At 68.3% G+C, this 25,103-nt stretch carries 30 protein-coding genes and 1 pseudogene; 18 read left to right on the top strand and 13 right to left on the bottom strand.

The genetic code is table 11. The features are described 5' to 3' along the window. Positions 1–30: 30 nt before the first annotated feature. Both TR49_RS18705 and TR49_RS18710 read left to right on the top strand, forming a co-directional pair. On the top strand, positions 31–750 hold the full coding sequence (locus TR49_RS18705) for a hypothetical protein (RefSeq protein ID WP_042383071.1): 720 nt from the start codon (positions 31–33) through the stop codon (positions 748–750). 379 nt (positions 751–1,129) lie between these two features. Next, a complete protein-coding gene (locus TR49_RS18710) occupies positions 1,130–2,146 on the top strand; it encodes a L,D-transpeptidase (protein WP_042383176.1) in 1,017 nt (338 codons plus the stop codon). Positions 2,147–2,346: 200 nt separating this feature from the next. On the opposite strand, the gene TR49_RS18715 is transcribed toward TR49_RS18710, so the two are convergent. Genes TR49_RS18715 through TR49_RS46730 form a run of 3 tightly spaced genes read right to left on the bottom strand, consistent with a single transcriptional unit; the run spans position 2,347 to position 3,153 of the window. Beyond that, complete coding sequence (locus TR49_RS18715) at positions 2,347–2,613, bottom strand: Txe/YoeB family addiction module toxin (protein ID WP_042383072.1); 267 nt, start codon at positions 2,611–2,613, stop codon at positions 2,347–2,349. After that, positions 2,610–2,888 carry a type II toxin-antitoxin system Phd/YefM family antitoxin gene (locus tag TR49_RS18720; protein ID WP_042383073.1) on the bottom strand — a complete coding sequence of 93 codons (279 nt, stop codon included), beginning with the start codon at positions 2,886–2,888 and terminating at the stop codon, positions 2,610–2,612. The genes TR49_RS18715 and TR49_RS18720 overlap by 4 nt, the downstream gene beginning before the upstream one ends. Positions 2,889–2,922: 34 nt before the next feature. Then, positions 2,923–3,153: a hypothetical protein gene (locus tag TR49_RS46730; protein WP_369405322.1), complete on the bottom strand. Its 231-nt coding sequence runs from the start codon at positions 3,151–3,153 to the stop codon at positions 2,923–2,925. 185 nt (positions 3,154–3,338) lie between these two features. Here TR49_RS46730 and TR49_RS46735 point away from each other — a divergent pair, with 185 nt between their 5' ends. Further along, entirely contained in the window at positions 3,339–3,461 is a 123-nt protein-coding gene (locus TR49_RS46735; protein ID WP_369405323.1) for a hypothetical protein, read from the top strand. Between the two features lie 655 nt (positions 3,462–4,116). Here TR49_RS46735 and TR49_RS18730 read toward each other — a convergent pair. Next, positions 4,117–5,343 carry a hypothetical protein gene (locus TR49_RS18730; RefSeq protein WP_042383074.1) on the bottom strand — a complete coding sequence of 409 codons (1,227 nt, stop codon included), beginning with the start codon at positions 5,341–5,343 and terminating at the stop codon, positions 4,117–4,119. A gap of 227 nt (positions 5,344–5,570) precedes the next feature. Here TR49_RS18730 and TR49_RS40090 point away from each other — a divergent pair, with 227 nt between their 5' ends. Together TR49_RS40090 and TR49_RS42905 are read left to right on the top strand one after the other, a co-directional pair. Continuing rightward, a complete protein-coding gene (locus TR49_RS40090) occupies positions 5,571–6,617 on the top strand; it encodes a hypothetical protein (RefSeq protein ID WP_152627338.1) in 1,047 nt (348 codons plus the stop codon). A gap of 188 nt (positions 6,618–6,805) precedes the next feature. Then, positions 6,806–8,338, top strand: a complete 1,533-nt coding sequence (locus TR49_RS42905) for a hypothetical protein (protein WP_152627339.1) — start codon at positions 6,806–6,808, stop codon at positions 8,336–8,338. A 45-nt stretch (positions 8,339–8,383) separates the two neighbouring features. On the opposite strand, the gene TR49_RS18740 is transcribed toward TR49_RS42905, so the two are convergent. After that, complete coding sequence (locus TR49_RS18740; protein WP_042383075.1) at positions 8,384–8,845, bottom strand: NUDIX domain-containing protein; 462 nt, start codon at positions 8,843–8,845, stop codon at positions 8,384–8,386. A 17-nt stretch (positions 8,846–8,862) separates the two neighbouring features. Between TR49_RS18740 and TR49_RS18745 the strand changes: the two genes are divergently transcribed. The 13 genes from TR49_RS18745 (at position 8,863) to TR49_RS18805 (ending at position 20,237) form a co-directional block, all read left to right on the top strand. Continuing rightward, positions 8,863–9,642: a GntR family transcriptional regulator gene (locus TR49_RS18745; protein WP_042383076.1), complete on the top strand. Its 780-nt coding sequence runs from the start codon at positions 8,863–8,865 to the stop codon at positions 9,640–9,642. 449 nt (positions 9,643–10,091) lie between these two features. Next, positions 10,092–10,352 carry a hypothetical protein gene (locus TR49_RS18750; RefSeq protein ID WP_236653434.1) on the top strand — a complete coding sequence of 87 codons (261 nt, stop codon included), beginning with the start codon at positions 10,092–10,094 and terminating at the stop codon, positions 10,350–10,352. Then, a complete protein-coding gene (locus TR49_RS18755) occupies positions 10,349–10,564 on the top strand; it encodes a hypothetical protein (RefSeq protein ID WP_042383078.1) in 216 nt (71 codons plus the stop codon). The genes TR49_RS18750 and TR49_RS18755 overlap by 4 nt, the downstream gene beginning before the upstream one ends. Continuing rightward, positions 10,561–11,415 carry a DUF2637 domain-containing protein gene (locus TR49_RS18760; RefSeq protein WP_042383079.1) on the top strand — a complete coding sequence of 285 codons (855 nt, stop codon included), beginning with the start codon at positions 10,561–10,563 and terminating at the stop codon, positions 11,413–11,415. The genes TR49_RS18755 and TR49_RS18760 overlap by 4 nt, the downstream gene beginning before the upstream one ends. After that, complete coding sequence (locus TR49_RS18765; RefSeq protein WP_042383080.1) at positions 11,412–11,780, top strand: RRQRL motif-containing zinc-binding protein; 369 nt, start codon at positions 11,412–11,414, stop codon at positions 11,778–11,780. Before TR49_RS18760 ends, TR49_RS18765 begins: the two co-directional genes overlap by 4 nt. A gap of 48 nt (positions 11,781–11,828) precedes the next feature. Next, positions 11,829–12,074 carry a hypothetical protein gene (locus TR49_RS18770; RefSeq protein WP_042383081.1) on the top strand — a complete coding sequence of 82 codons (246 nt, stop codon included), beginning with the start codon at positions 11,829–11,831 and terminating at the stop codon, positions 12,072–12,074. 139 nt (positions 12,075–12,213) lie between these two features. Continuing rightward, positions 12,214–14,268 carry a cell division protein FtsK gene (locus TR49_RS18775; RefSeq protein ID WP_042383178.1) on the top strand — a complete coding sequence of 685 codons (2,055 nt, stop codon included), beginning with the start codon at positions 12,214–12,216 and terminating at the stop codon, positions 14,266–14,268. Positions 14,269–14,478: 210 nt separating this feature from the next. Next, on the top strand, positions 14,479–15,018 hold the full coding sequence (locus TR49_RS42910; RefSeq protein WP_042383082.1) for a DUF6197 family protein: 540 nt from the start codon (positions 14,479–14,481) through the stop codon (positions 15,016–15,018). 15 nt (positions 15,019–15,033) lie between these two features. Beyond that, on the top strand, positions 15,034–15,783 hold the full coding sequence (locus tag TR49_RS18785) for a class I SAM-dependent methyltransferase (RefSeq protein ID WP_439654111.1): 750 nt from the start codon (positions 15,034–15,036) through the stop codon (positions 15,781–15,783). A gap of 33 nt (positions 15,784–15,816) precedes the next feature. Beyond that, complete coding sequence (locus tag TR49_RS18790) at positions 15,817–16,662, top strand: bifunctional DNA primase/polymerase (RefSeq protein ID WP_042383083.1); 846 nt, start codon at positions 15,817–15,819, stop codon at positions 16,660–16,662. Positions 16,663–16,664: 2 nt separating this feature from the next. Then, complete coding sequence (locus TR49_RS18795) at positions 16,665–18,140, top strand: AICE element replication initiation protein (RefSeq protein ID WP_042383084.1); 1,476 nt, start codon at positions 16,665–16,667, stop codon at positions 18,138–18,140. 512 nt (positions 18,141–18,652) lie between these two features. Then, positions 18,653–18,877 (top strand): helix-turn-helix domain-containing protein, encoded by a 225-nt coding sequence (locus TR49_RS18800; protein WP_042383085.1) that lies wholly within the window; start codon positions 18,653–18,655, stop codon positions 18,875–18,877. Positions 18,878–18,956: 79 nt separating this feature from the next. Next, positions 18,957–20,237: a tyrosine-type recombinase/integrase gene (locus TR49_RS18805; protein ID WP_042383086.1), complete on the top strand. Its 1,281-nt coding sequence runs from the start codon at positions 18,957–18,959 to the stop codon at positions 20,235–20,237. 567 nt (positions 20,238–20,804) lie between these two features. Here the strand turns inward: TR49_RS18805 and TR49_RS44540 are convergent. From TR49_RS44540 to TR49_RS18835, 8 genes and pseudogenes are all read right to left on the bottom strand, one after another. Next, positions 20,805–20,975: a hypothetical protein gene (locus TR49_RS44540; protein WP_169789993.1), complete on the bottom strand. Its 171-nt coding sequence runs from the start codon at positions 20,973–20,975 to the stop codon at positions 20,805–20,807. A gap of 29 nt (positions 20,976–21,004) precedes the next feature. Continuing rightward, entirely contained in the window at positions 21,005–21,361 is a 357-nt protein-coding gene (locus TR49_RS18810; RefSeq protein WP_042383182.1) for a PRC-barrel domain-containing protein, read from the bottom strand. Positions 21,362–21,562: 201 nt separating this feature from the next. Then, positions 21,563–21,832: a hypothetical protein gene (locus TR49_RS18815; protein WP_042383087.1), complete on the bottom strand. Its 270-nt coding sequence runs from the start codon at positions 21,830–21,832 to the stop codon at positions 21,563–21,565. A 456-nt stretch (positions 21,833–22,288) separates the two neighbouring features. Next, positions 22,289–22,777: a VOC family protein gene (locus tag TR49_RS18825; RefSeq protein ID WP_160311616.1), complete on the bottom strand. Its 489-nt coding sequence runs from the start codon at positions 22,775–22,777 to the stop codon at positions 22,289–22,291. A gap of 137 nt (positions 22,778–22,914) precedes the next feature. Continuing rightward, positions 22,915–23,460, bottom strand: coding sequence for a hypothetical protein (locus TR49_RS44725; RefSeq protein ID WP_063770125.1), 546 nt, complete (start codon positions 23,458–23,460; stop codon positions 22,915–22,917). A 115-nt stretch (positions 23,461–23,575) separates the two neighbouring features. Continuing rightward, positions 23,576–24,522 (bottom strand): annotated as a pseudogene (locus TR49_RS46740) (DUF5994 family protein). Positions 24,523–24,536: 14 nt separating this feature from the next. Beyond that, a complete protein-coding gene (locus TR49_RS44545) occupies positions 24,537–24,704 on the bottom strand; it encodes a hypothetical protein (protein ID WP_169789994.1) in 168 nt (55 codons plus the stop codon). Positions 24,705–24,730: 26 nt separating this feature from the next. Beyond that, positions 24,731–25,087 carry a photosystem reaction center subunit H gene (locus TR49_RS18835; protein WP_042383089.1) on the bottom strand — a complete coding sequence of 119 codons (357 nt, stop codon included), beginning with the start codon at positions 25,085–25,087 and terminating at the stop codon, positions 24,731–24,733. Between the last annotated feature and the right edge of the window lie 16 nt (positions 25,088–25,103).

Below are 25,103 nucleotides of genomic sequence, written 5' to 3' on the forward strand. Positions count from 1 at the left end.
AGAACGCGTCCCGATCACCAGGGGGATGAGATGTCCGAGAACCAGACGACCCGCCAGAAGTTCTCCCGTCGCGGCCGCATCGCGGCGGCTGTGTCCTGCGTCGCCGCCGCCCTGGTCGCGGTGGGCGTCTCCGTCCAGCCCGCGACCGCGGACGGGCGCGTGCAGGCCGCGCACGCCACGCACCGTTCGGCCGACGCGGCCCCGGCGGCCGCCCCCGCGCTCGCCACGCCCGGCCTCGGCTCGCAGAACGTGATCCAGAGCGGCGACCTCTTCCAGCAGGGTCTGTCCCCGGTCACCGCGACCTTCGACCTGGCCGGGAAGCAGGGCCTCTCGGCCTGCTCGGGCGAGGAGACCATGCGGGCGCTGACCAAGGGCCGGGCGGCCGGCTACGCCGACGTCAGCTGGAGCTTCAGCACCCGCGGCGGCCTGCTGATCGAGTCCGCTGCTGAGGGCTCCACCGTCGCCTCGGCGACCTCGTGGGAGAAGCAGCTCAACGCGCTGGTGAGCAGCTGCCGGAACGAGCCGGCCGGCCACTGGCACTACGGCGCCCCGCAGACGCTCACCGTCACCGGCGGCGAGGGACGGTGGTATTCCTCCTACAACGGCGACGGCGCGGTCTCCGGCGGCGTCGCCGTGATCCGCAGCGGCAAGCGCTTCGCCATCGTCGAGCTGGCGGCCGGCGCCCCCAGCAACGACCCGGGCCACGTCAAGGGCCTCGCCGCCGCCGCTCTCCACCGGCTGGCCGGCTGATCGGTGACCACACCGCCACCTCGTACAACGGGGTAGATACCGCTAGGGAAGGGAAAGTTGGAGCCCTGACCGGCTGCTTTCGCAGCCTTGGCAGGGCGGTCCTGACGACGCGGGTCATCCCGGCAGCGCCCAGGAAGGGCGCTGCCGGCACCGCTCCCTCAGTCCCAGATCCAGCCCCGCTCCCGGAACACCCCGGGCGGCTGACCCTGCGGGCGGTCTGTCTGGCGGGAGCGGCAGAGCAACGGTTTGTCACGGATCTGAACAGTCACCCAGGCCTCCAACCTTTCCGGTGCGGTCGGCATCTCCCCGACTGCGCGAGGGCGGAGAAGCAATCGCGTTCCAAGGACGCACACGAGAACTCATGAGGAGCGTGGAGAAGATGGCACGGAACGCGCGACCGGTGGCGCAGCGCAGGTACACCGGGATCGCGGTGCTCACCGCAGCGTTGCTGCTGGGGGCTACCGCCTGCGACGACGGCTCCGCCAAGGCCACCGGGCCGGGCTCACCATCGGCGCAGTCCCCCTCGACCGGTGGCGCGCCCGGCACCGGCACCGGGTCGCACGGCCCCTCGCCCGTCCACACCGCGGGCGCGCCGCTGCTGCTCGACACCATCGCCCCGGCCAACGGCGCCACCGTCGGTGTGGCGATGCCCGTCTCCGTGCAGTTCACCCACCCCGTCGCCCGATCCGCCCGCGCCGCGGTCGAGCAGGCGATGAAAGTCACCACCTCCACCCCGGTCACCGGCGCCTGGCACTGGTTCAGCAGCACCCGCGCAGACTGGCGGCCCCAGCACTTCTGGCCCGCCGGCACCCGTGTCGCCGTCGACGTCCTCCTCACCGGCGTCGCCGACGGCAACGGCCGCTACGGCACCCACGACTACCACCACGCCTTCACCATCGGCGCGGACTGGGAAACCAAGGTCGACGCCCCCGCCCACACCATGGACGTCTATCTCGACGGGGTCCGTCAGAAGCACTTCCCCATAGACGCCGGCAGCGCCCAGTTCCCCACCTGGGACGGCACCATGGCCGAGATGGACAAGGCCCCGTCGGTGCACATGACCTCCTGCAGCGTGCACATCACCTGCGACCCGGCCAACGTCAACTTCTACGACGTCACTCTGCCCTGGGACGTCCAGCTCACCACGACCGGCACCTACGTCCACTACTCGACCGCCCACCCCAACCCGGGCCAGGCCGGCTCCCACGGCTGCATCCACCTGTCCCTGGCCGACTCCCAGTGGTTCTACGCCCACGCCCACCAGGGCGACCCCGTCACCGTCACGGGCACCCCACGCGGCCCCGTCCCCGGTGACAACGGCTACGCCGCCTTCACCCTCAGCTGGAGCACCTGGCTGGCCGACAGCGCCACCGGAGCACAGCAGACCACCAGCTGAACCGACCCCGGTGCCGCCCTCGGGGAGCGGCGGACCTGCGCACCGGCAGGCTCCACGCGCCCACCCCACCGCCGCGACCGTCCTGCTGATCGCCGACGTCGCGGACGCGCTCGTCGACGCGATCACCGACCGGATGCCGACCGACACCGCAGGCAAGATCGGCGGCTCGCTCTGGCCGACGGCGAAGGAGCGAAACGGGGCTACTTGCCGTGGTGGTACCGGCAGGCGATGACGCACAGCGTGTCGGCTTGGTCGTCGAGGACGTAGATCAGGCGGTGTTCCTGGTCGATTCGACGGGACCACGCCCCGGCGAGCTCGTGACGCAGGGGCTCGGGTTTGCCGATGCCCTCGTGGCCGTTGCGGCGGATGTCGTCGATCAGCTGGTTGACGCGTTTGAGGAGGCGTCGGTCGTTGGCCTGCCAGTACAGGTAGTCGGTCCAGCCGCCGGCGGTGAACTGGATCTTCATTCGGACTGCTCGGCGACGTCCTCGGACTCGATCAGTTCGCGGCTCTGGGTGCGGCCTTCCCGGTAGTCCTGAAGGGACTGGCGCAGGTGGTCGGCGTTGGCCGGAGATCGCAGCAGGTAGTCGGTCTCGCGGAGCGAGGCGTACTCGGCAAGGGAGACGACGACCAGCGGTTCATGGCCGGCCCGCGTGATGACGAGTTCTTCGGCGTCGTTCTCGACAGAGTCGAGCGCGGCGGCGAGGTTGCCCCGAAGCTCGGTCGCACTCATCGTCTTCATAATGTACAGAATAGCGTACGCTCGACAGTGTGGGCTAGGAGGCCAGCCGCCTCGCGGCGTCGGGCCAAGGCTGGGGCTCGGGCGCATCCTCGGCCATCATGACTTCCTCCTCCCACCAGCCAGTGCCATCGAGCCAGGAGTTCAGCCACTGTGCGAGTGAGGGCGAGTCTGTGAACCACGCGTCCGCCCAGTCGTCGGGGCCGGCATTCGGCTCGAAGAGCAGGACCGGTGCATCGGGGTCAAGACAGTCCACCGCGGCGTACATGCCGCAACCCCAGTCCAGGATCGGCAGGAGGCCATGCGGCCAGTGCCTTCCAGGGGGCCGTACTCGGCAATCGCCGTCCGGCCTTCGCCGACCAGAGGCAGCAGGAAGTACTCGGGGCCGAAGCCACCGTTGGCCACCTCCCGGTACAGCCGGACCAGCAACTGTGGCAGCGGGAAGCCGAGTTCGTGTTCGGCCGCGGCGACCGCCCGCTCACCGACCCGATCGGGGAGCTCGGCCCGCTCCTGGAGCGCCCGTTCGCGGACGCGCATGACGAGGTCCGAGAGAGCGCCTATTCCTTCGACTGCTGAGCCGTAGTGATCGTCTCTGCCTGCCATGACCTCGAACATGGCGTTGGCCACAGACGGCAGCGCCCTGCAACTGCGAACGCGACTGTGGCGTTGCCGATTGGGACTGCACCTGAGACGAAAAAGCAGAGGGCCCGCACCGGCTAACGGTGCGGGCCCTCTGACCTGCGGAGGATACGAGATTCGAACTCGTGAGGGGTTGCCCCCAACACGCTTTCCAACTGTCCGCAGGGCGGTTCAGGGGCGTCCACGAGGGTTCGCAAGGAGGCCCGACGCGGTCCGCGTACCAGCCTGAACGCCAGCGCTCATCAGCACACTGGACAAAAACCAGGACAACGCTGAGACCACGACCGGATCCCCTCCGACCCCGCCGGGAGGAGCCGCGCTCCCGCTCCCAGCCCATACGCTCTGGCCATGGACAAGGGAGCGATCTCGCGCGACAACATGCAGCGCTCCGATGTCGCCAGGAGGTGACCTTCCGCTATTCAGGCCGCTCTGCGACTCAGACGGGCTGGGGCTGGCCAAGCTGGCAGGGGTCGCGGTTGGCCGCCCTCGTTTGCCGAGATCTGCCGACGTTGTCGTAAGGGGCAGCACCCTCGACAGCACCCCAGTTGTGAGTGGGCGCGACAACGTGCACGAGGGGAGCCAGCCAGACGGTTCACCCCTCGTAGAGCGCAGCTAGCTCCATGTGGGCAGCTGCGAGTTCCTGATCTGCGTCCAACACCAGGCAGCACATGGGGCACGCGAATATTTGGGCGTGGCCAAGGATGGGCGGTCCCTCATCATGCTCCCCGCAGTACGATCCGCCGCTGCGGCACTCTTCGTCGTTGCACACGTCATGCTCAAGCCATCCGTACAGGTCTCCCCAAGCAGGGCAGGCCGGACACGGAGCCCACCGAAACAGGTAGGTGCCGAACTCGGGGGATTCGTACGAACGTGGACGCCACATCACGTCACCAGAAGGTGCTGACAAGGCGAACTGCAACTCCGCTGGCAGGGCGTCCCTGAAGGCTCCCATCACCTGGCGGGCAACCAAGCTCTTCACGGTAACGGCTTCGAGGGCCGGCACGTGCTGGTCCTCGGTTGGAGTCAAGTACCCGTAGGACTTCAGTAGATTTGCCGCTGCCCTCTGCGCGCGCATAGCGCTTGTGTGCAGGGCAGTGGATACCACAGCGCGGCGGCAGATGTTCAAAGCATCGCCAGCGGTCTTGTCCGTGGCCAACGCACGATCGCCTGAAAAGATCCTGTTCAGCGCGGTGAGCGCTGCTGCGGCACTGCTTTTGGCAGCTTCCCGAGCGGCACGCTCGGCCTCAGCGGCCTCAGACCGTGCCAGCGCCTCTGCTACCTGCTCAAGGTCGATGCTCGGAGTGGCAGGCATCGATCCAACCTTGGCAAGGTCATGAAAAGTGTGGGCGTACTCTCCCCAGAAGTCGCCAGCGGGGGTCTCCAGCTCCTCCCGGATGGCTTCGGCTACCTGCAGGGCCGTAGAAACCACTCGCTCAGCGGTGGTTGGGTCGTGATGGGCTAGGTGTGCGATGCCGTTTCGAGCTTCCATCACCGGGGCGAAAGCGTCGATAGTCACCGGCATACGGCCACGCATCACCACCTCCGCGTCCTTGAACGCATCGGCCATGCCAATCGTGCGCGCCTGTTCGAGGGGCTTGACGCCCTTCTCTCCACCGAATCCCAGAGCGTGGAAGCGCAACGCTCGGTCCCCGTGCGCCGAGATCAGAAGTGGGTCGTGGTGGCACAGGACCGCCTTCAGCGCGAACTCTGACCCCATGCCAGCATGCAGGACGGAGAACAGCCGGTTTCCGCTGCGCCACGAATCCAAGGCGGAGCGCATCATCTGGCCAGCCAGATCCGTGAATCGCCTTGTGTCCAAGTGGACTGATCCTCCCAGGTAGTGGCCGCTCGTACAGTAATGCCGTCCTACACGCCAGTATCAAAGCAGAGGAGAACGGATGTCACGGGGGCGACTCGGAGTGCCCGGGGCACGGCCCGTGACAAGACGTCAGGCGAGCGCTGGGTTGGGCGAACCAAGTGAACGGGCTGGTCCTGCTCTGGGCTTGATGCACACTCTTCTTGTATCAGTACGGGGTTGGGGGCAGCGTGGATAAGGATCAACTGCGGGAGTCGGCCCTGCTCCAGATGCGCCGCGCGCTCTACGCCTGGAGCAATGGTGATCACGACATGGCGGTCCTGCACGGGGGCATCGCCTTCGAGCACATCGTCAAGGCGGCTCTTGCCGCGCGGCACCCCTCGCTTCTATCGGATGGTCGTGACTTTTCGACGCTGCTGCATGCTGCGGGGTTGAGCAGTCACGCCACTGCTCCGGCGACACACGCCCGGACACTCGGCGCCGCTGAAGCCTTCAAGCGAGCCCGCGCCTTGCTCCAGCTCTCGGTATCCGAGAGAGATGTGGAGCCGCTGCTCACAGCGCGCAACGGAGTTGCTCATCTCGGCGCACACGACAAGACCCAGTCAGCGATGGCTCTAACGGTGGCCGTGACGGTGGTAGACGCAGTCCTGGCAGACATAGGCGAAGGGGACCACGACTTTTGGGGCCCTTACCGAAGCCGTCGCCATGATCTCTACCAGCTCCAGGCGGAGACACTGGCGGATGCACGCCAGCGAGCCATCGCGGACTTCAAGGAGGAGCGCGAGCGTCGGTCGGCCGCGGCAGATGAGGGTGGTGATTCACTCCGAGCGCTTCTGGAGCCGCTGCTTGCAGACGCGGAGGAGCGGACTGCACACGAGGAGGAGCTGCGTGCGGCTGTTCAGGACATCGTCACTGTGAAGATCCGTTACGCGAAGAAGCTCTTCAGGATCGCTGCGGGCCGACAGAGTACGGCTGCCGACTTGAAGCGCCTGGCCAGGATGGCGGAGATCCGCAAGTGGTATCGCCCGGAAGCATGCGATGAGTCTTTCGCCCGCTGTCCGGTGTGCGGTTACGCGCGTGGCGTGCTCCGGGCCCGCATAGGCCCCGATGGTCAAGGGATCCCTGATAGACACGTTCGCGAGTGCTTTGCCGTGATGTTCGACTGCCCCGTGTGCGGACTGGAACTGGACGGCCGGCCTGAGCTGCAGGTCAGCGGCCTGGTGACCCACTACTACAAGGACCTGAAGAAAGGGTCTCGGTTCAGCGGCGACTTCTAGATCTCACTCACTACCCGTGCAGGCCCGCTCCGATGGCGTCAGCTGGTGATGTCACCAGCGCCGCGCCCGTCGTCGCGACATCCCACCGCCGGGACCCCTCCGTCGTCGCCAACAGACGCTCAGATGGGCCGGGGAGTCGCTAGGCTCAGGCAGGCCACCGTCGTACCACCCTCTGGGGGAGGAGACAAATGCCCTGGCGTCCCACCGCCGCTTTCGGTCTATCGGGGCGCAAGAACTGGAGCCCCCGCCGATTTAGCAAGCAATATTTGCAGAGGTCGCTCCAGCGCCATAGCGCCAGCGATGAACAGGACAGGGCATCAACCTATCTCTTGCGCCACGAGGGGGCTGACTATAAATTCCTGTGGCTGGCTGAGGTGTTCACCCCCGTGGACATCCCTCAACTCGAAGAAAGACTTGATTCTATCAGCAAGCGGCGCCCTCCGTTTGCAAATCGACCGACCGATAACTATGCCCACTGGCTAACCCAAGGCAGGCGGGACGCGTCAGAAGCTTGGCATGCTCTACCGTACTTTGCGCGACGCGGCATCATGGAAATGATGCCCAACAGGATCACCACGGAATTGCCCCTTGGAGTAGATTGGGCAACCGGCGGCATCACGCTCGTAACCCCGAGCATCGCAGTGGCCGTAATTTCCTTCGCATATTCCGACAGCTTCGCCGCTGGATTTGGAGAGCTGACGCGCCGCCGAGAGTCCACATCGCTGGATAAATTTCCTGGCGGCTATAGCCTGATTGATGTGCCCAAGAAAAAGGCGCTCGCAGTCGACGCGTGGCATGAGGCGCGAATTTCCGAGGCGAGCGTATGGCTAGCCCAAGAGCTCCCGGGATTCTTCTCGCGAGGCGCTGGGGAGCCGCTCCCGTCCATTGCTCTCATTTCAACGCGCGGATTCAAGGCATGGGAGGAGCGGAGGACTTTTCAAAAGCGCCTATCACCGTTCAACGTCTTGGGGTTGGGCTATTCAATACTGGAGCCATACTGGGCCGTGGACGTGCGTCCCGAGATCCATGTGCGCGAGGTTGCCCATGGAGCAGGTCTCAGAGCCGCCTCCCTCCTGGCAACCACCTACGATGCAGGCGACAATGCCAGTGAAGACTTGCAAGGCGAGCTGCATCACGTGCTCTCCGAACCTATGCAATCCATGATGCTCCGCTGGGCTCTTGTGCATCTGGTACTAAGGTCCCGCAAGCGCCTCAACCGACTGCGCGACGATATTGCTTCAATTGCTGGCCGCGCATCATCTCGCGACTTCTTGACCCTTCGAAATGAACTTATTTCAATTGGGGCCGATGTCCGACTTGCCGCGAATGAGGCCGCAACATTCGCCCGCACCGAGCGCGACTGGGCAAGGCATTTCCCAGCTTCTACGGAGGTCGTCCCGGAAGCCCACATGGGCAAGTATGCTCCGGAATCGTTGCTAGAGCTCTGGAAGTCAGCACTCTTGGCCGAGACGGAACAGCTCACGCCATTGGAAAAAGACTTCAGCGAGTTGGCAGGAGTATCGGCCGACCTTACGAATGTGGCATTTGGCATCCGCACACAGCGTGCCGTACTCTGGCTTACCATCGTCTCAGTTATCGTGGCAGCAGCATCTCTCCTCGTGGCTATTGTTGCTCTACGAGCCACTTCTCAGCCGCCATCAACTAGTCCTAGCCCAAGTTATTCAGCGAATGCGAATGGTGCAGAATCGTCAACGTCTTGATGATATCTGCAAACCAACTCGTGCGCGCCTGGGATTCATATGCGCTCAGTCCAGGAGTTGTCGCCCGTCGTGCGCTCGTACATAAGGGGCATCGGAGGCCAGAGCATCCAGCAGACGCACCGCGAAAGCCTCCGTCATGCTCTGCTTCACCTCGTCAGGTGAGAACCACTGAACGTCCGTAGACTCCTCCGATGGGCGGGCCTGTCCGCCTGTCGGCCGGCACCTGAACACCAGGGCAACCACTCCACGGTTCATGTTCTTGTAGACGCCCGTCAGTCGCTCAACGGCGACACGGATGCCCGTCTCTTCCCAAACCTCACGGACCACGCCGTCCTCCGGTGTTTCCGCGAGTTCGAGGACTCCCCCAGGCAACTCCCAGGCTCCGTTGTCCGCGCGGCGAATCACCAAGATCCGACCGTCATCCCGAACGACCGCGCCTGCGACAGAGACCGAGTGGAGTGACATAGCAGGACCGCCAAGAGTAGCTTGACTCATATACAGGAGCATAGGAGGAACAGAAGGACATGGCGAGCGCTCCCGCGCGTGACTCTGGAAAACCACGCTATCTGCAGATCGCCGATGACCTTGCCCAGCAGATCAGGGCCAAGGTGATCAGCCCTGGTGAGCAGGTGCCCAGTGAAGCCGAACTCATGAGCCGCTACTCCGTGGCTCAGGGCACTGTGCGCAAGGCCATGACGGAACTTCGCACCACCGGCCTGATCGAGACGCACCACGGCAAGGGCTCCTACGTGAAGACCCGGCCGCCCGTCCACCGCAAGTCGTCGGATCGATTCCGGCGCTCGCACCGGCTCGCGGGCAAAGCTGCCTACCTCGCCGAAGCCGAGCAGTCAGGCACGAAGGCAAGCGTGACCGTCCTGTTCGTCGGGCCGACGGAAGCGCCCGAGGACATCGCGGATCGCCTGTCCGTCTCCCCTGGCGCCCAGGTGCTCGCGCGCCGGCGCCTGTACTTCACCGACGGCGTGCCGACCGAGGAGGCGACGTCCTACCTCCCTTGGGATCTCGCCAAGGACATCCCGGAGCTCTTCGCAGAGAATCCGGGCGGTGGTGGCATCTACGCCCGACTGGAGGAGCACGGACACGTCCTCTCGGAGCTCATCGAGACAGTCAGGGCTCGCCTTGCCACCAAGCAAGAGACCGTAGCGCTCAGCTTGAGCCCCGGCTCCCCGATCATCCACCTGACCCGCAACGCGCTCTCGGAGTCGGGGCGTGTTGTTGAGGTCTGCGACACCATCATGGCCGCTGACCAGTTCGTTCTTGACTACCGCATCCCAGCCCAAGACTGACCAACCGTTAGTACTACGCAACCCGCCGCATCGAACTTCGAGTGGCGGGTTGACTCATGTATAGGAGCCATGCACTCTTGTACTCGTAACTCCTGCACATGAGTGCATGACTACATGAGAGGCCTTCTTTGGGCTGCTCAGAGCGTGCCGATGCGCCCGGAAGTCCTGTTCGCAGGGCCAGGGAAGCGCTCGTTCTTTGACAACTGCATGGGGATCACGCCGCCTCTCCTCGGCCAAGTAGGCGGCCACGCGGATCTCCGCGTGAGGAACAGCGCAACCCAACTTCCGTCGCATCGGCGACGGCCGGTTGCCTCCTCCGCCCGTCTCGCACGGACGGGGCGAGGGGAGCCGGAATCAGCTGGTTCCACCAACGGCTGCGGCTCCGGTGCTGGAACACCGGAGCCGCTGTAGGGCCGTTCCTTCCGAAGGGAGCACGACCCGTGAGGTACATGGTTGCAGGCCACGAGGCCGCTTCGGCGGACGAGCTCGTGGCGCTCGCGTTCGGCTTCGACCGCGAGCTGTTCACCGGCATTCCCGGTGAGACCCCGCTCGAACGCGCCGCACGACTCGACGTCGCCGCCGAGGTGCTGGCCGACCTGGACCCCGAGGCCGCGCGGTTCGCCCGCGAGCTTCTGCGGTCCGCCCCGGTCCCGTTGCGGCGGACCGTCCCGGTGCGGTGCCGGACCCACCGGACGGGGGTCGCGGCATGATCCGCCGTCAGCGGCACGCGCACTGCACCTGCGAGCGCACCAACCGCACCACCGGCGACCGCCCCGCCGCGAAGTGGGCGGCTGGCATCGCCGCCGCGCTGGTGATCTGGGAGTTCCACCGCTTCGGCATGCCGGCCCTGGCCGGTGCAGCGGGCGCCTACCTGCTCACCCTGATCGTTGTCCACCTGGTGATCGGGGGGTCGCGCCGATGAATCGCTGGCCGAAGGTGCTCCTGGTACTGGGCCTGTTGGCCGTGGTCGGCATGGCGTTCCGCGTCTCGTGGCATGCCCTGCGGGATGTGGCCCACGCGAGTGGCGCGGATGCGGTCGCGGCGGATGTCTATCCACTGGTTGTGGATGGACTGATGGCCCTGGCGCTCATCGCCGCGCTGATCCTGCCCGCCGGCCGGGATCGGAAGTTCGCCCTGCGGGTGCTGGCCGGATACACGGTCGCCTCGCTGGTGCTCAACTACGTGCACGGTCTCGTGCCCGCCATCGCGTCGGGCGGCCGGGTGCCGCTGGCCGACTGGGCACCCGCCGACTGGGCGCTTGTGCTGCTCGCCACATCACTGCCGGTCGGCTCGATCTTCTTCGGGTCGGATCTGGTCGCGAAGGTGCTGCACCACAAGCCCGAACCGGTCGAGCCGGTGCAGATACTGAGAAATCGGTCGGGGTCTGACCTGGGCGAGTCGGCCGACACCGACCCGCACCCTCCGGTGTACCTCAGCCCGGACCCCGCCCCGACGGCACCTGTCGCGCCGCAGACCCTCGTGGAGGAGCAGCCGACTGCCGCGCCGCGTCCGCGTCGGGCAACCGGCACCGTCCCGCCCGCCGCGCGCACGAAGCGTCCGACCCGCACTACGGACGAGTTGCTGACTGAGGCGCGGGCGCTGTCGGCCGACTGGTCGGACGACGCGCTCACCGCCGACCGGCTGCGCGTCGAACTGCGCACGTCGGCCGCGAACGCGCGGAACCTGCGCGACACACTCAAGGCAGAGCGCGCAGAGCGCCCTTCCCTCCACTCCGTCCCGGACCCCGACGAGGGTGACGAGGGCGCGGCGTGAGGTTCTACGACCCGACCGGCGCCCGGTTCGGCATCCCCACCTACCCGTTCCGGCTCGCCCCGGACGGCTACGCCACCCGCCGCCAACTCCGCGCACGCGATCTACGCCCGGCCGGTCAGCCGGTCGCGGCGCAGATCCTCTGGCGCTCCCGCAAGGTCCGGGGCGGTATCCGCTGCGCATACCTCTACCGCCTCGACCTCGCGAAACCGGTCCGCCCCATGACGCCCGCGAAGCGCGCCGCACTCGCCGCGGCCAACCGCGCGCGCCGCACCTGCCCAGCCTGCGCAAGGGATGTCGGCTACGTCATCCCGCCCACGCTCGGAGCCTGCGTGACCTGCCACGGCACCACCGCGCTCGCCGCCTGACGCACCGCGCAACCACGCTTCCCCTGCCACTGACTTGGAGACCTGATCGTGTCGCGCATCGACAAGCACAACGCACCGTCGCTGACCCTGATCCGCTTCCAGAACCTGATGGGTGCGCTGGTCGTCGTGATCGCCACCGAGCTGGGCCGCAGCACCGACTACCGCTGGCACTGCCAGGGCTGCCACCTGACCGGCGACGGCCACAACCTGGCCGTCAACCGAGACGGGGCCAACGAGCACGCCGCCGCCTGCCGCGCCCTGCCCCAGCCCACCCCGACCAACCAGACCGCCTGACCCTGCGAGGAAGGACGTTTCAGTGAGCCACGACTACGAGCCGGCCGCCTCTGCGGTGGCCGTGGAAGACGCGATCCCGGAGGGTTACGGGGCGGCGGTCCTGCCGTTTCCCGACCGCCTGAGCGGGACCAGCGCGGCGGTGCCCAACGAGGCACCGGAACGGACGCGCCTGACGCCCCGCGAGCGTCTCGTGCGCGCTGCTCGCACGGTGCGCGCGGCGGCCAGGCACGAGCGCACGAAGGCTGCCGCCAGGTTCACGGTGCGGCACGGCATGTTCGCCCTGTACGGCGGCGGCATCCTGGCCCGCCGGGGTTGGGAGTCGCGCACCACCTCGAGGTACGAGCGGATGATGCGGGCCGCCGAGGCGGCCGGTCAGCCCGAGGTGGCGATGGAGTGGGAGCAGCGCGCCGCCGCGTTCCGCTCCGCCCGCCACCAAAGGCGCATGGACTGGATCACCGCCCCGCTTCGGCTGGCGAAGAGTGCACTGGTCGGGGCCCTCTCCACGGCGGTCGGTCTGCTGGCCCTGGGCATCGCCATGGCGATGACCTCCCACCACATCGCGGACGTGATCGCCCCGGCGATGTTCGTGGTTCACCTGGCCAACATGGTCGTGTTCATCGCCTCCGTGGTCTGGGGTCCCCTCCTCACGGTGCTGCCGTGGCTGGCACTGCTGGCCTGCTGGAACGCCGGTCGTAAGCGCCAGGCCGCGCCGGCATGGGCCCTTCCGGCCTCACTGCGCGGCAACGAGGGCGAGCCGATCACGCCGTCGATCGTGGTCCTGGCCCTGCGAGACCTGGGCATCGCCCCGCTGCGCAAGGCCATCTTGGAGATGGGCGACGGCGGCGGGAACATGCTCTCCCCGATCGTCATCGCGGGCTGCGGCGTCGAGGTCGACGTGCTCCTGCCGACGGGTGTGTCGACGGAGGAAGTACAGAAGCGCCGCCGGAAGCTGGCGGAGAACCTGAACCGGCACGAGCACGAGGTGTTCATCACCATCCCGCCCGCCGCCCGCACGGTGCGGCTCTGGATCGCCGACTCTGGCGCGCTGGACGAGCCGATCGGCGACTCTCCGCTCGTTGTCGACCCCGGCATCACCGCGAACTACAAGACCGGGCGGGCCCCGTGGGGCCAGGATCTGCGCGGCACGGTGGTCCTGCTGAGCCTCTACCAGCGGCACGTGCTGATGACGGGCCTGTCCAACCAGGGCAAGACCGCCTCGCTGCGGGCACCGGCTCTGTGGCTCGCGTTCGACCCCACGGTCGAGTTCCGCATCGGCGACCTCAAGGGCATCGGCGACTGGAACATGTTCGACGGGCTGGCCACCGTGCTGATCCAGGGGCCCACCGACGAACACGTCCTCGCCGTGACAGAGATGGTCGAGGAGGGCGTGGCGGAGATGGAACGCCGCATGCTTGCGCCGAAGGGGACCCCGTTCCCGCCGCTGGTACTGATCGTGGACGAGGCGCAGATCGCGTTCATGTGCCCGGCCAAGGGCGCGGACGGTCGCCCGCTGGGCGGGACCAAGGCCACCAGCCGGTACTTCAACGCCGCCCGGAAGATCCTCAACCAGGGTCGCGCTGTGAACGTGACGCTGTGGCAGGGCACCCAGGACCCCACGGACCAGAACCTGCCGAAGCTGGTCCGCGAGGGCGCGCACATCCGTGGCTCGCTCGTGCTGGGCACCAAGGCCCAGTCAGTGATGGCGCTGGGCGAGAAGGCCGTGAACGCCGGTGCCGCCCCGCACCTGCTGCGTCAGGGCCTGGACAAGGGCACGTTGGTCGTGGCCGGCGACGGGGTCGACCTGGAGCCGGGCCAGGCGTCCATCACGGTCCGGACGCACTACATCAACGAGGAGCAGGCGGTCGAGCTCGCCGAGCGAGCCAAGGCCGCCCGCACCGCCGTGGTCACCCGCGCCGCCACGGAGCAGGACGCGGAGCAGGTGGACCCGCTCGCCGACGTCGCCGAGGTGATCGGCGACGCAGCGCGGATGCTGACCCGCGAGGTGCTGCAGCGGCTCGCCGAGATGAACCGCCCGTTCTACGGGTCGTGGTCCTTCCAGACCCTCACCGAGGTCTTGGAGGCCGCCGGCGCGGCCCCCTACAAGTCCGGCGGGCAGATGGTCGTCTCGCGTGCGAAGGTGCTCGCGGCACTGGAGGAGCGCGACGCGGACACCGCCGAGAGTGACGCTGAGTAAAGGGAGTCACCGAGGGAGGCAGGGAGTTCTCCCCACCTGCCTCCCTCACCTTTCCTCCCCAACCTGACCTGTGACGACGCGTCACAGGGAGGCGGCGGAGGCCCCCTCTCCAACCTGCACAAACCCCCTCCCGGACACCTTCTCTGGCACCCCCATGCCTCCCTCCCCCTACACACAGTCACAAACCAGCCTCGAAGTGGAAGTGACTCCATGACCACACGCACCGCCCGCCCGCTCCCGCTCTTGCTTCCGGACCTCTCGTTCGTCGCCGACGGCGGCACCCTCGTCCGTGAGGTCGAGGCGTACCTCGCTTCGCTCCCCGCCCCGGCCCGCACGTTCCCGGTCCCGCCGCCCAACCCGTACGGCACGGTGGCCGCCGCGTGGGACCTGGGCATGGTCCGGCCGGTCCCGAACTGGCTCGACCGCATCCGCCACCGCACCCCGGCACCGACCCCGACCGACACCGCGACGCACCTGCGGCTCGTGGCCCGGTACATCACGGCCCACGGCTGGACCCAGGGCCGCCTGTGGGACGCGAACGGGGCCGTGTGCCTGCTCGGTGCCCAGCTCATGGTGCTCCGCGCCGGATACGGCACCCCGGACACCGCCTCCCGGGCCCGGGTGCTGCTCATGGAGCAGTTCGTGGCGCAGGGCGCGTTCCGCTCCGTCGACGACTGGAACGACCGGTCCGGCCGGCGCCTGGTCGAGGTCCACCGGCAGCTCGACATCGCCGCGGCCCGCGCCCGCTGACCGGAAGGACCACACATGCAGACCCAGATCAACGGGCAGGGCCGCGCGGTCGCCAGCATTCCCGGCGTCCGCCCCGCCCACCGCAACATCCCGCCGCGCCGGTGGAACGGGCGCCTGCTGCTGGACGGCTTCTGCTGCGCCGGCGGGGCGGGCATGGGCTACCACCTCGCCGGTTACCGCGTCGTCGGCGTGGACATCGCCGACCAGCCGAACTACCCCTTCGAGTTCATCCACGGCGACGCGGTCGAGGTCATCGCCGAGTACGGGCATCTCTTCGACCTCGTCCACACCTCGCCCCCGTGCCAGGACGGCTGCACCCTCACCGCCGGAACCAACCAGGGCCGCACCTATCCGCAGCTCATCCCCGCCACCCGGACCGCCCTGGAGACGACGGGGCGGCCGTGGGTGATGGAGAACCCGCCCGGCCGCGCACCGATGCGCCGCGACCTACAGCTCTGCGGCGAGATGTTCGGCCTCTCGGTCATCCGACACCGCAACTTCGAACCGGGCGGTGGCATGACGGTCGACCAGCCCCCGCACGTGCCGCACCGGGGGCGCGTCGCCGGGATGCGCCACGGCCAGTGGTTCACCGGCCCCTACTTCGCCGTCTACGGCCAGGGCGGCGGCAAGGGCACCGTGGCCCAGTGGCAGGACGCCATGGGCATCCACTGGACCACCGCACGCCGCGAGCTGGCCGAAGCCATCCCGCCCGCCTACACGCGCTGGATCGGCCGCGCAGTCGCTCACCTGACGCGCGCCGCCTGAGCCACGTCAACAACTGGCACAAGAGGAGCAAGGATGGATAGCACTCCGGTGGACCTGCTGGCCGCCGCGCTGGCCCTCGCCGGGCGCGGCGTGCCGGTCCTGCCGCTCGCCGTCGGGAAGGTCCCGTTCGGCAACTGCTCCGCCTGCCGCAAGAGCCAGTGCGGGGACCGCCCGAACATGCTCAAGCCCGGCCCCTGCCAGTGCCCCCGGCCGTGCCACGCCTGGGCCGCCGCCACCACCGACCCGCACGTCATCGCCTCGCCCCAGTGGGCGGCCGCGTGGCGACGCGCGGAGGCGCTGGCCTACCACCCCGGCGGCGCTGGCGTGACCGTGCTGGACCTCGACAACGCCGACGCGGTCGCCTGGGCCAGGGAGACGCTGCCGGCCACGCGGACCGTGGCCACCACCCGTGGCGAGCACTGGCTGTACCGGGGCGCGATGCGCTCCCGCAACGACGTGCGGGACGGTGCGGACATCAAGTCGCGGATGTCCTACACGCGGTGGCTCGGCCCCGGCACGGGCACGCTGGCGGACCTGCCCGAGGCCGTGCGCGCGCTCGCGGCCAAGGAGCCGACCACGGTCCGGCCGGCGGCCATCACCTTGCCCATGGGCGCTGGTGGTGGGAAGTGCCCCCACCGCACGCCCACCTACCTGGACCGTGGCATCGCCATGGCCGAGCAGCGCATCACCGAGGCGTCCGGCGCGGTGCACGCCACCGTGTACCGGACGTTCCTCGCCGTGCTCTCCACGCACGGCCGGTGCGGCTGCCTCACCGAGGCGCACACCGCGCGGCTGTTCACCGCCGCGGCTGCCAAGGGCGAAACCGCCCGGCACTGCACCGACGCCTGGACCAACGCCCGCACCACGTTGGGACTGTAGCCATGTCCGAGGACGACAAGACCCCCGCGCGCGAGGTCATCGCGGACTACGCGCAAGAGCACTTCCGGTACTTCCGCACCGCCGACGGGACGGTGTACGCCCAACGGAACGGCCACCCCGTGGCCCGTCCGATCCGCTCCCAGGGCACCACGGGCAGCCACCGCCAGGAACTCATGGTCGGCCTGTTCAAGGACGGACGCGGCGTGTTCAACGGAACCGCCCTCAAGGAGGCCCTGGACCTGATCGAAGCCCTCGCGCTGTCCGAGGCGGTGCAGCCCGTCCACATCCGCGTCGCCCCCGGATTCGACGGGGCCACGTGGCTCGACCTCGGGCGCACCGACGGGCAGTCCGTCCGCATCCACCCGACCGGCTGGGACATCGCCACCCCCGACCCCAAGGAGGTGTGCTGGCGGCGCACCCAGCTCACCGGCGAGCTGCCCCTGCCCGCCCGGGACACCGACGGGAAGGGCATCGACCTGCTGTTCCGGCTGTGCAACTTCGCGAACGCCAGCTCCGAGTGCCTGGCCATGGCGTGGCTCATCGGCTGCCTCGGACCGTCCGTGCCCGTCCCCGCCCCCTTCCTCACCGGCCCCCAGGGCGCGGGCAAGTCCACCGCCGGCCGGATGCTCCTGCGGATCATCGAGGGCATGAGCGGTGACCTGCGCCGCGCACCGAAGGACGAGGAAAACCTGCTGGCCGCCGTGGCGGCCGGATGGATCACCGCCCTGGACAACCTCTCCCACATGACCCCCGACATGTCCGACGCCATGTGCTGCATCGTCACCGGGGCCGAGAACGTCAAACGCGCCCTGTTCACCGACGGGGACGTGTTCCGCGTCGGCTACCGCCGCCCCATGCTCCTGACCGGCATCGACGTCGGTGTGATCCGGCCCGACCTCGCCGAACGCCTCCTCCCGCTACGGCTGGAGCGGCCCGCCGTCCGCCGCACCGAAGCCGAACTGTGGGCGGAATACGCGGAGGCGCTGCCCGTCGTCCTCGGGTCCCTGCTCGACCTCACGGTCCAGGTCCGGGCGATGGAGGCGGAGACCCCGACCGATCTGCGGATGGCGGACTTCGCGCACCTGTGCGCGCAGCTCGACGCGGCCACCGGCCTCGGTTCCCTCGCCGCCTACCGGGCCAGCCTCGACGACCTCAACGACGACGTGATCGAGGGCGACCTGCTCGCACAGACCGTCCTCAAGCACGCCGAGACCATCGCTCCGGGCACCGGGCAGCGCATGACCTCGACCGAGTGGCTGGCCTGCCTCGGCCGCGTCTACAGCGGAGACGAGCTGCGAGCCCTGCCAAAGGGCTGGCCGACCACCGGCAAAGTCCTCTCCGACCGACTCAAGCGCCTCCAACCCACCCTCGCGGCCCGTCAGGTACTCGTCGAGGCGGGCCGGACGAAAGAGGGGCGCTACCTCGAAATGACCCGCCCGGCCCCCACGCCCCCACCCGAACAACAGCGGATCCTCTGACCCGCGCCCACGCCCGCCGCCCTGACAAGCAAGAGGAGCACCACCGCCCCCGCCCGGGTGCTCCTCTTGCTGTTCGGCGGAACGCCGCCCGAAGGACGCGCCGCGCAGCGGCTCCTCCTTTCGCTCTGAGGCGCACCCAACTACCTACAGACACCCCCTCTTTTTTCCTAAGAGGGAAGACGCTGCGTCACCTGCGTCACCCGGGCCGAAAAACAGCCCCTGACCTGCGGCAAAGAGGGTGACGCAGACGGCTGGCTCTGCGTCATCCTGCGTCACCTGCGTCACCCGGCTGCGTCACGGTGACGCAGCCGGTGACGCACCGATGACGCAGGCCCGGACCGCTGCGACACCCAAAGCCCCAGGCCAGAGGCGCTGATGACGCTGATGACGCAATGACGCAGAAATCCGCACCTCGGACAGCAGCGCACCGCGAGACCCCCGAACGCAACCTGAGGCACCCCCGCCTGGAACCACCGTCCATCACGCATGCCCGGATCCGGAGGAGTCCCCTCGTGACCACCGCCACGCCCGAAACCCTCATCAGCCAGGACTCAACGCTGGTTCTCCTGACGGTCGAGGAGGCCGCGCGCCGACTTCAGATCGGCCGGACCACCTGCTACGCGCTCATTCGCTCCGGGGAGCTGGAGTCTGTTCCGGTAGGCCGCCTCCGCCGCGTCCCCTCCGACGCACCGGCTGCGTACGTCGCCCGCCTGCGCACCGCCAACTGCGCTGCTTGACGTTGCCGGGGTGGCGTTCCGCCCAGTGGAAGCCACCGCCCCCGCTGCGTTCCCGACACCAAGAATCAGGAGCCTGCCTGTGGCAGAGGAAAACAAGCGCACACGCCGCGCCAACGGCGAATCCGCCATCTACCTGGGCCAGGATGGCCGTTGGCACGCCCGAGTGCCAATGGGCTACAAGGACGACGGCACGCCGTACCGCCGGCATCTGACCCGTCCGACACGAAAGGAGCTAGTCGAGGAGGTCCGGCGGCTGGAGAAGCAGCGGGACGAGGGTTCGGCGCGCCAGCCAGGAAAGCCGTGGACGGTCAAAAAGTGGCTCCTGCACTGGGTGGAGGACATCGCCAAGCCGGTCGTCAGTGAGAACACCTACGACGGCTACGAGGTCGCGGTTCGCGTCCACCTCGTGCCGGGCGTCGGAAAGCACCGCATCGACCGCCTGGAGCCCGAGCACTTGGAAAGCCTGTACCGCCGCATGCAGAGCAGCGGCAGTAAGGCTGCCACGGCGCACCAGGCTCACCGCACCATCCGCACCGCACTCGGGGAAGCGGTGCGGCGCGGCCACGCGGGCAAGAATGCCGCCGCCCTGGCGAAGCCTCCGCGGATGGAAGAGGAGGAGACGGAAGTCGAGCCGTACTCCGTGGAAGAGGTTCAACGCCTGCTGCTCCAAGTCAACAAGCGGCGCAACAGCGCGCGTTGGATGCTTGCCTTGGCGCTGGGGCTGCGGCAGGGCGAGACGCTGGGACTCCGCTGGTCTGACGTCGACCTGGGCAACGAGTATCTGAAGCTGCGCCGGAACCGTCTGCGCCCGAAGTACGCGCACGGATGTGGGGATGCCTCGCCGTGCGGGCGAAAGGCCGGCTACTGCCCGGAGCGCGCGCAGGTTCGACGGGAGACCAAGAACACCAAGTCCCGCGCCGGGCGGCGCGCGGTACCCCTTCCAGGCCCACTCGTTGCGATGCTCCGCTCCCACGCCGAGGCGCAAGCGCGCGAGCGCGGCGCGGCGGGCAACCTGTGGACGGCGTCGGACTACGTGTTCACCAAGCCGCTCGGCGGACCGCTGAGCCCGAACACGGACTACCACGACTGGAAGCGCCTGCTCGAAGACGCGAAGGTCCGGGACGGCCGGCTGCACGACGCCCGACACACGGCCGCCACGGTGCTGATGCTGCTCGGCATCCCCGATCGGGTCATCGACCAGATCATGGGATGGGAACCCGGAACCTCCGCGCGGATGCGGGCGAGGTACCTCCACGTGCCGGACGCGATGCTCAAGGACGTGGCGCGGAAGATCGCCGGGGCCATCTGGGGTCCGCCCGAAACGGCCTCTGTGGACAAAGACCAGAACAACGAGGGTTGAGCAGAACCAAGAAGGACCCCACCGCAGAGCGGTGGGGTCCTTCTTTTGCCTGTTCAGGCGGTGCGGAGGATACGAGATTCGAACTCGTGAGGGGTTGCCCCCAACACGCTTTCCAACTGTTCGTCCGGGGGTCCGGGCAGGTTCGTCACCGTCCTGACCTGCGGCGCAATAGCTCGCGCGCGCATCCTTGGACGCCGCTGAACGCACCTGAATGCAACTGCAACTGCAACTGAAGTCGCGCTCGACGCACCACGTCTGACCTGCGGCGACATCCGCCTTTGGCCGGTCCGGCAGTGCCGCGCCCGCTGCGCTCCGAATCACGGAACCAGGTCGACTGCCCGCCGCTCGCAGGCGTGGCTTCCAGCCGCGCGGGCACCCCGACAAGGGCTCCACCGCAGACGATGGGATTCGACCCATGAGGGGTTGCCCCAAGCTTCCCGAGTGTTCGCCCGAGGGCTGGCCGTGGTCGCCGCCGCTCTGACCTGCGGCGTAGCCCCTCAGAGGCTGTCCTCCGGATCCGACTGAACGCAGGCGGAAGCAGCGGGAACGGCAACCGGGGACGGCATGTCAGCGTGCTGGGCGTCGGCCTGAGCGCTGGGACCAACGGATGCCGGCGTAGACCATGTCGGCGACGAAGAGAACGATCGCGATGACAAGCAGGAAGAACCATCCGTTGGCGACGGCACCGATGATGCCCAGCACGATCGCGACGATAGCCAGGGCCAGGATCAGGACCACTGCACGCCTCCTTGGTCGCGTGTGGGCGTTCAGCGGCGGGCGAGTTGCCGCTCGCCACCGGCGCCCTTCTGGTAGGTCAGGCTGTAGTGCTGGAAGACGGCTTCCTCGTCCTCGGCGGGCAGGATGTCATCCATGCCGAGGGCTGGGCAGTCCCTCACGAGTGCCCTGTCGTAGGCGACCTTGAGATAGCCCGGTCCGACGGTCGCGTCGTTCAGGGGGACGAAGACCAGCCGGTGCTGGGTGGGCATGCCGATCTGGACGGTTGCCATGGCCGGCTCGTCCGTGGTGGTGTCCACGTAGATCGCCTCCAGCGTGCCGATCTTGTTCCCGTCGGCATCGACGACGTCGTGGGTGCGCCACTCGCGGATGTCCCCTACCTCGATCATCATGGCTCCCTTCGCGCAGCCCGGGCGCGGGCTGACGCGCGTCGGCAGGCGTACCTGGCCGAATGGCCCGCATCTCAGCGTGCCTCGGTTTTTGCGCCGGGGCCAACGCAAGCGCCTCCTCCACCAGCAAGAGCAGTCCACGTTCGCTCTTCTCTGGATCAGGGCGGCGGAACAGGTCGGGGCCATAGCGTCGGTTGGCTTTCATGCCGTCGGCGGTGCCGGCGGGTTGCGATGGCGCTCCAGGGCGTCGACGGTCTCGGCGAGCGCAAGTTCGTGGTCGCGGGTCCCCGGACCGGTGGCGCGCGCGAACCAGAACGCGCCACCGTGGGTGAAGCAGGCGCGGACCGTCTGATCGCCGCGTGACATGCGGGCACTGCCGTCCGGCTCCCATTCCACCTCCCAGCCGAACAGGCGAGCCGTGCTCTGCAGGTAGTGGGCGTCGTTGCCGAGCGGTACATCGCTTTGTGTCATGGCAGAGATACTCTCTGCTTCAGGTGGCCTGTTGCCACCACGCACGGCTTCGTCGCGATGGACGGTTCAGCGCGCCGACCACACCGGGCAGTCCCAGCGGTGACTCCAGATCACGAAGATGGTCTGCCCGACCTGCTCGTGGCAACGCTCCGCTGGGCAGCACCGAGGGTCCTGCGGGGCGGGACGCGCCCGCGCCTCGGGCACGCTTCCTGCCCACGTGGCCCGGAGCGGCGCGCTCTCGACGGCGCCGGGAAGTGCGGTGCGGGTCAGCGTGTGCAGCAGGCTGGTCCGGTACGACTCGAAGTCGAGCCCTGGGGGGCGTCGGCGCCGTCTCCTCATGGACCCCATCGTGAGGCCGCCCAGGGCACACGGCACGGTCCGACACACCCGCCCCCGCACGAAGGCGCCGGGCACACGGTCGTCGCCCTTGACCTGGGCCGTAGCCGTCAGGCTGGGTCACCAGGCGTAGACCTGGATGATGATGCCGCGGCGTACCGCCTCCTCCGGCCCGGGGTGGGTCACCACCACCGTGGTGCCGCTCGGATCGCGGCCCTCGACCCAGACGAACCCCTCAGCCGTCTGGCTGGTGATGTGGGCGCTCCGGTCCTTCAGTACTTGCTCGCAGCGCCGCAGTTCCTCGGCGCTGGGAGCCGTCCACATCACGCAGTGGACTCCGACGCCTCCGGTCATGTGTCCGGCATGCGGGCCCAAGGAACGCAGATAGAGTTCGGAGCCTTCTCCGCTGATCAGCAACGCGGCGGTGTCGGTCTGGTGGGAGACCTCCAGTCCCAGGAGGTCGCGGTAGAAGCGCACCGAATCCTCGAGGTCGAACACGTTCAGCACCACCGATGCCAGGCGGCACCCCACTGCGGCCGTGGTGCCGCTGTCAGGGCCCTGCCCCGGCGAAGGGGCACCAGACGGTACTGAAGTCGGTGTTGATCCCACGGTGGAGCCTCCTTGTGTGCGCTGCGACGGCCCGAGAGTTGAGGGGTGGGCGGTGGCAAGAGGCAGTGCCGGGCGTGCCCGTCGCCGGGCACTGGCTGTGGCGGCTTTGGCCCACTCGCTTCAGGCGGGATGGCTGCCTATCGGTGGGCGGGGCGGTGCCCGAACAGGTGCAGCCCGCGATGGGTTCCGTCTGGTGGCGCAGCTTCAGCTTCAGCGCCAGGCGTCTCGGTGTCGCGTGACACTGGGGTGGCCAGGGGCCTCTGCTGGCTGATCAGGTCGTCGCGCTGTTCTGCGAGGTCGTCCCGCTGCTGGGCGAGGTCGTCGCGTTCCCGGCCGGCGGAGGCGCTCTCGGCGCGGGCCGAGTCGCGTTCCTCGATCAGGTCGTCGCGGTCCCTGCCGGCCGCGACGGTCTCACGGCGGGAATGCCGCAGCGCGTGACGCGCCTCGATGCCGCGGCGCGAGGTGCGGCGTGCGCCGACGAGGAGCAGGCCCAGGCCCAGCATGGCGGCCGCGCCGACGATGATGCCGAAGAGGAAGAGCGCGCCCGTCGAGCCGGTCATGTGGTGGCCGAACACCGAGAACGCTCCGTTGACGGCGTGGGCGCTGCCGGTGTTGGTGAAAATTCCGGCCACGGCCACGACGGCCGCGGCGATCAGGATGATGAGTCCGAGAATAATGATCATGACGCGCTCCAAGAAATGGACATACGTCGTATAGCTACAGTAAACGTCCAATCCAGGCGCTACACCGTATCTACGGAGCGCATCCCCTCCTCACGGACCTCGACCCTTGAACTGGTCAGCACGACCTGGGTACAGCCTCCAACGCACAGAGCCGGGCCGTATCCCGGCGCCGCGCTGGAGACCTAGGTCTGAGCGAAGCCCGGGGCCTGTTCCGCCTGCCAATCCCGGGGCGCGGTCGCATCCCAGCGCCGTGTCCCCCAGCGGCGCACGGAGCCGGATCAACCAGCTCGCTGGCGCTGTGCCGGTTTCCCGGCTCTGTGGCCGCCGCCATGAGCCGGCCGGCGGTGACAGGGTCGGTCTCCGGGGGAACCACGAGGAGGTCCCAGCGGCCGACGTGGTAGGAGGACAGACTGATCTCGTACGGGTCCTGCTCCGCGTCGAACCAGCCCAAGTGCACCGTGTGCGTTCCGGCCCGGACCCGGTGCGGGATGCTCGCCCACAGGTGCCGGTTGACCGTGGCGTGGGTGATCCGGCCCAGCGGACGTCCAGTTCCGCGACCAGGGAAGGGAGCTCCCGCACCAGATCACGCGAGCGTGGCCACCAGGCGCCGTCCAGGCGGCAGCGCTCCCCAGCGGGCGTCACGGACAGGCGCACCGGCCGCGGGCGCTCAGGCGCCTCGGTGGGATGGTTGGTGATGATCGCGTTGCTCATGACAGTTACCCGACCGCAGACGGTCACCCGTCCGCTGCTTGATCTGCCTCGCGCCGTCGACTCTGACCGACGCATGCGGCTTGCTCTCACTCTCCACGCTAGCCGGGCGCCGCCCCGACCGGATGGGGCCGATCGGCGACATCGTGCGGACCAACCGGACCTGCTTCGCGGCCCGGGAAGGGCGGCGCGGACGGCCCCGAAACGGCCCTTGAGATCCCCACCACCCCGCATGCCGGAGGCGAAGACGGTCACCAGCAAACGCTTCCGTTCTTCCGCTCGATTCCTGCGGAAAGGAACGCAGGCGCCGTCTCGTCGCACACGGTGTTCGGAAGCCGACTCTGCGCAGATCATCTGGGATGCCCGATTCACCGTTGCGGGGTCCGGGCGGAGCGCCGCCAGCGCATCGCGATGAAGACCAGGTCGGCAACGAGCAGTACGGCTCCGATGACCAGCAGGTAGAGCAGCCCGTGGGCGACGGCGCCGATGATGCCCAGCACGATCGCGACGATCACGACTAGAAGGAAGAGGATCATTGCCAGGCCTCCTCAAAAGGGGGTCGTCAGCGGCGGGCGAGCTGCCGCTCACCGCCGGCGCCGGGTTGGTAGGCCAGGCCGTAGTGCTGGAAGATCGCTTCCTCGTCCGTGGCGGGCAACACGTCGGCGGTGCCGATCGCTGGGCAGCCCTTGACCAGCGACTTCGCATAGTTGACCTTGACGTACCCCGGTCCCACCACCGCGTCATCCAGGGAGCCGAAGACCAGCCGGTGGCGAGTGGGCAGGCCGACCTGGACGGTGGCCATGGCCGGCTCGTCGGTGATGGTGTCCACATACACCGCCTCCAGCACTCCGATCTTGTGCCCGCCCCGGTCGACGACGGCATGCGTGCGCCACTCGCGAATGTTCGCTGCCTCGATCACCGCGTCTCCCTTCCGA

It is taken from the genome of Streptacidiphilus melanogenes, from assembly GCF_000787835.1.
Classification (GTDB): domain Bacteria; phylum Actinomycetota; class Actinomycetes; order Streptomycetales; family Streptomycetaceae; genus Streptacidiphilus; species Streptacidiphilus melanogenes.